Source organism: Nocardiopsis sp. JB363 (assembly GCF_900143625.1).
Classification (GTDB): domain Bacteria; phylum Actinomycetota; class Actinomycetes; order Streptosporangiales; family Streptosporangiaceae; genus Nocardiopsis.
In genome coordinates this window covers 1-4,514 of record NZ_FRFF01000190.1, presented here as the reverse complement: position 1 = coordinate 4,514, position 4,514 = coordinate 1, and the positions used below count along the sequence as shown (strand labels likewise).

General features: G+C 69.3%; 2 protein-coding genes. Both read right to left on the bottom strand.

What is annotated here, in order from left to right; genetic code table 11:
- Positions 1-2,032, bottom strand: a 2,032-nt coding sequence (locus tag BQ8420_RS28580; RefSeq protein ID WP_087103146.1) for a bifunctional diguanylate cyclase/phosphodiesterase, incomplete at its 3' end; no start/stop codon positions are given.
- Positions 2,033-2,231: 199 nt separating this feature from the next.
- Positions 2,232-4,466, bottom strand: a complete 2,235-nt coding sequence (gene ligA / locus BQ8420_RS28575) for an NAD-dependent DNA ligase LigA (RefSeq protein WP_087103144.1) — start codon at positions 4,464-4,466, stop codon at positions 2,232-2,234.
- Positions 4,467-4,514: the final 48 nt, after the last annotated feature.

Sequence of the window (4,514 nt, the reverse complement as noted above, 5' to 3'; positions counted from 1 at the left end):
CGGGGGTTCGGGTGGTGTGGGCGGTCCACCAGGGCAGCACGTCGCGAGGGTGCATGGGCTCGGCGAAATGATGCCCCTGGGCGGCGTGACAACCGGCTTCCAGGGCGGCCTCGGCCAGTGCCGCGGTGCTCACGCCCTCGGCGGTGGCCCGCATGCCCAGGGCGCGGACCAGGGTGATGGCGGCGCGCACCACGGTGTGCCCCCGGGAGGGCTCCTCGGCCAGGCGCGTGGTGAACGACTCGTGGATCTTCACCTCGTCCAAGGGCAGACCGGCGAGCTGGGCGAGGGTGAAGTGTCCGGTGCCGAAATCGTCCAGGGCCAGCCCCACCCCGAGGTCGCTCAGCCGTTCCACGGCCTCGGTGGCGGCCTCGGGGTCGGCGATCAGGGACTGTTCGCCGACCTCCAGGACCAAACGCTCGGCGGGCACCCCGTGTTCGCGCAGGGCGGCGGCGACGGTGTCGGGCAGGTCGGGGTCGAGGAGTTCGCGCACCCCCAGGTTCACCGACACCGGCAGGGTCAGGCCCTCGGCGTGCCAGCCGGCCGCGCGGGCCAGGGTGATGTCCAGGACCTGTGCGGAGAAGGCCCGGAACAGGTTGGAGTGCTCGATGATCGGCAGGAACTCCTCGGGGGTGAGCAGCCCGCGAGTCGGGTGTCGCCAGCGGGCCAGCGCCTCCAACCCGATGGCGCGACCGTCGGCCAACCCGATCTTGGGTTGGTAGCGCATCTCCAGGGCGCCGTCGACCAGCCCGCGCCGCAGCTCGCTGTACATGCTCAGGCGGGCGGTGGAGTTTCGGTCCTTGCCGGGGTCGTAACTCTCGACCCCGGTGCGATCGGTCTTGGCGACGTACATGGCGATGTCGGCGCGCTGCATGAGCGACTCGAAGTCGGGCGCGTCGTCGGGGTAGAGGGCGATGCCGGTACTGACCTGGAGGTCGAAGTCCATGCCGTCCATGCGCACCGGTTCGGCCAGGGCGCCGCGAAGACGCAGGGCCACCTCGCGGGCGGACTCGGTGTCGCGGACCTTGGGCAGCAGGATGGCGAACTCATCGCCGCCCATCCGGGCCACCAGGTCGTTGGGTCGCACGCCGTGGGTGAGCCGTTGGGCCAGTGTTTGCAGCAGCCGGTCACCGGTGGGGTGGCCGAGGGTGTCGTTGACCTCCTTGAACCGGTCCAGGTCCAGGATGAGCAGGCCCACCCGAGTGCCGTCCTGGTGCGCGCGGACGATCTCGCGGCGGGAGCGGACGGTGAGGAGTTTGCGGTTGGCCAGCCCGGTGAGTTCGTCGTGGTTGGCCTGGTGGTCGCGTTTCACCAGCAGTAGCGCGCTGCCGTAGAGCGCGCCGAGGGGGAACGCGAACAGGGGTACGTACAGCACCGAGTGGGTCATGGCGATGACGATGAGCGGGGACAGGCTGAGCAGCACCCCGTTGACGTACATCTGCTGGCGCAGCCCCTTGAACAGGACCTGGCGCAGCGGCACGCGTTCGTGCATGGCCACGGCGCACAGCACCAGGATGCGGTTGACCACGAAGGACGCGGCGCCGGCCAGGGCGATGACGACGAGTTCACCGCCGACGGGCACCCACGGGGCGGTGACGACCTCCGGCATGACCAGGCGCAGGACGGCGTCGGCCACGCCCAGGGAGAGCACGTATTGGGCGGCGTTGAAGGCGATGCGGTGCGGCGCGTGGGTGTGGGCCACGCCCGCGACGATCGTGGCGGCGCACTGGACGAGCGCGGCGATGGGCAGCCCGTAGAAGATGACGAGGGCGAAGGTGAAGGGCAGCGAGGTGGGGGCGCCGGTTCCGGGGGTCTGGCCCGGCATGGCGATGGGTCTGAGTTCGCCCAGCACCACCATGCACAACATGACCCAGACCAAGGGTTCCCGGCTGAGCAGGATCAGCTGTTCCATGCCGAGTTCGAGACTGGACACACCCAGGAGCAGCGCCCCGGCAGCGGTGGTGCCCGCCATGTAGAGCCACAGCGGGGTGCCGACACGGGGTCCGACGTCTCGGGTACCGATGGGGTCCTTCATCCGCGTCCTCGAACCTCACGACCGTAATCCGGGATACGGGCAGGTCCGTATCCGGTGAGTTGGCGCCCAGCTTACGCGGTTTCGTCACCAACTGTCGCACGGCAGGAACTATGCGTTAACCAATTTGTTGGTCAGCCCCATCAGACGGAAACGGGCGGGGTCGCCCCGCCCGTTTCCGCTCACCCTCTGACCAGGAGGTTCACTCCTCGGTGTCCTCCTCGGCGTCCTCCTCGGGCTCCTCCGGCGGGTTGATCCGCACGTTTTCGGCCGCCTCCGGCCCCTGTTCCAGCAACATCCGGAACCCCGCCTCGTCCAGGACCGGAACACCCAGTTTCACGGCCTTGTCGTACTTTGAGCCGGGGGCGTCACCCACCACCACGAACGAGGTCTTCTTGGACACCGAACTCGTGGCCCGGCCGCCCTCCTCGGCGATGGACTCCTTGGCACCGTCGCGAGAGAAGCCCTCCAGGGATCCGGTGACCACCACCGTCACCCCCTCCAGCAGGCGCGAACCCGGGGCCTGGCCCTCGTCCTCCATGCGCACGCCCGCGTCCGCCCACTTTCGGACGATCTCGGCGTGCCAATCCACCTCGAACCACTCGCGCACCGACGTGGCGATGGTCGGGCCGATACCGTCCACCGCGGCCAGTTCCTCCTCGGAGGCCTGCCGGATGGCGTCCATCGACCGGAAGTGCCGGGCCAGGTCCTCGGCGGCGCGCGGCCCCACGTGTCGGATGGACAGGGAGACCAGCACCCGCCACAACGGCTTCTTCTTGGCCTCCTCCAGCTGCTCGAAGAGCTTCTCCACCGTCTTCTTCGGCTCGCCCTTGAGGTTGGCGAAGAAGGAGACGACCTTGGGGTCCCCGGTCTTGGGGTCGGTCTTGGGTTCGGTGGTGTCCGGGTCCAGCACGTGGGTGCGGATCGGCAGCAACTGCTCGACGGTGAGGTCGAACAGGTCACCCTCGTCCTTGAGCGGGGGGTCGGACGGCTCCAGCGGCTGGGTCAGCGCGGTCGCCGCCACGTACCCCAGGGCCTCGATGTCCAAGGCCTTGCGACCGGCGACGAAGGCGATGCGTTCGCGCAGCTGACCGGGGCAGGAGCGGGCGTTGGGGCAGCGCAGGTCGACGTCGCCCTCCTTCTGCTGCCCCAGCTCCGTGCCGCACTCGGGGCACTCCTTGGGCATGACGAACTCGCGCTCGGTGCCGTCACGGCGCTCGGTCACCGGGCCGACGATCTCTGGAATGACGTCGCCCGCCTTGCGCAGCACCACGGTGTCGCCGATCAGCACGGCCTTGCGGGCCACTTCCTGGGCGTTGTGCAGGGTCGCGAACTCCACCTCCGAACCCGCGACCACCACCGGCTCCATCACCCCGTACGGGGTGACCCGGCCGGTGCGTCCCACGCCCACCTTGATGTCGACCAGCTTGGTGGTGACCTCCTCGGGCGGGTACTTGTAGGCGATCGCCCAGCGCGGCGCCCGGCTGGTGGAACCGAGCCGACGCTGCAACGCGAAGTCGTCCACCTTGACGACGATGCCGTCGATCTCGTAGGCGGGGTCGTGTCGGTGCTCCTGGTAGTGACCGACGTACTCGCGGACCTCGTCCATGGTGGCCAGCACCTTGTAGCGGTCGCTCAGCGGCATCCCCCACTCGCCCAGCAACCGGTAGGCCTGTGACTGGCTGGTGAAGGCCACGTCCTCGCCGCCGTCGGCGGCCGGCGTGTAGGCGCCCACACCGTGCACGATCATCGACAGCGGTCGGGTCGCGGTCACCCGTGGGTCCTTCTGCCGCAGCGAACCGGCGGCGGCGTTGCGCGGGTTGGCGAACGGCGCGTGACTGCCATCGTCGGCGATGCGCGCGTTGAGTTCGCGGAAGTCCTCCACCGGCAGAAAGACCTCGCCCCGCACCTCCAGCAGCTCGGGGGCGGCGCGCACGCTCTCGTCAAGGCGTTCGGGGACCACCCCGATGGTGCGCACGTTCAGGGTGATGTCCTCGCCCACCCGACCGTCGCCCCGGGTGGCGGCCCGCACCAGCCGACCCTGTTCGTAGACCAGGTCCACGGCCAACCCGTCGATCTTCAGCTCGCACAGGTAGGCGTCGACCGGCACCTCCGCGGAGGCGCGGTCGCCCCAGGCGCCGAGCTCGTCGAAGTCGAAGGCGTTGCCCAGGCTCTCCATCCGCACCAGGTGCTCCACCTCGGCGAAGTCGACGCTGATGGGAGCGCCCACCTTCTGGGTGGGCGAGTCCTGGGAGACGAGGATCGGGTGCTCGTCCTCGATGTCGCGCAGTTCGAGCATGAGCGTGTCGTACTCGGCGTCGGAGATGATGGGGGCGCCCATGTAGTACCGGTAGCTGTGGTCGTCCAGCTCACGACACAACTCGGCGTGCCGGGCGCGTACCTCGTCAGGAACAATGGTGTTGTCGGGCGCGCTCACTGCAGCCTTTCTGGTTGTTCTCGTGGGGGTGCGGGGGGAGAGGGGGGG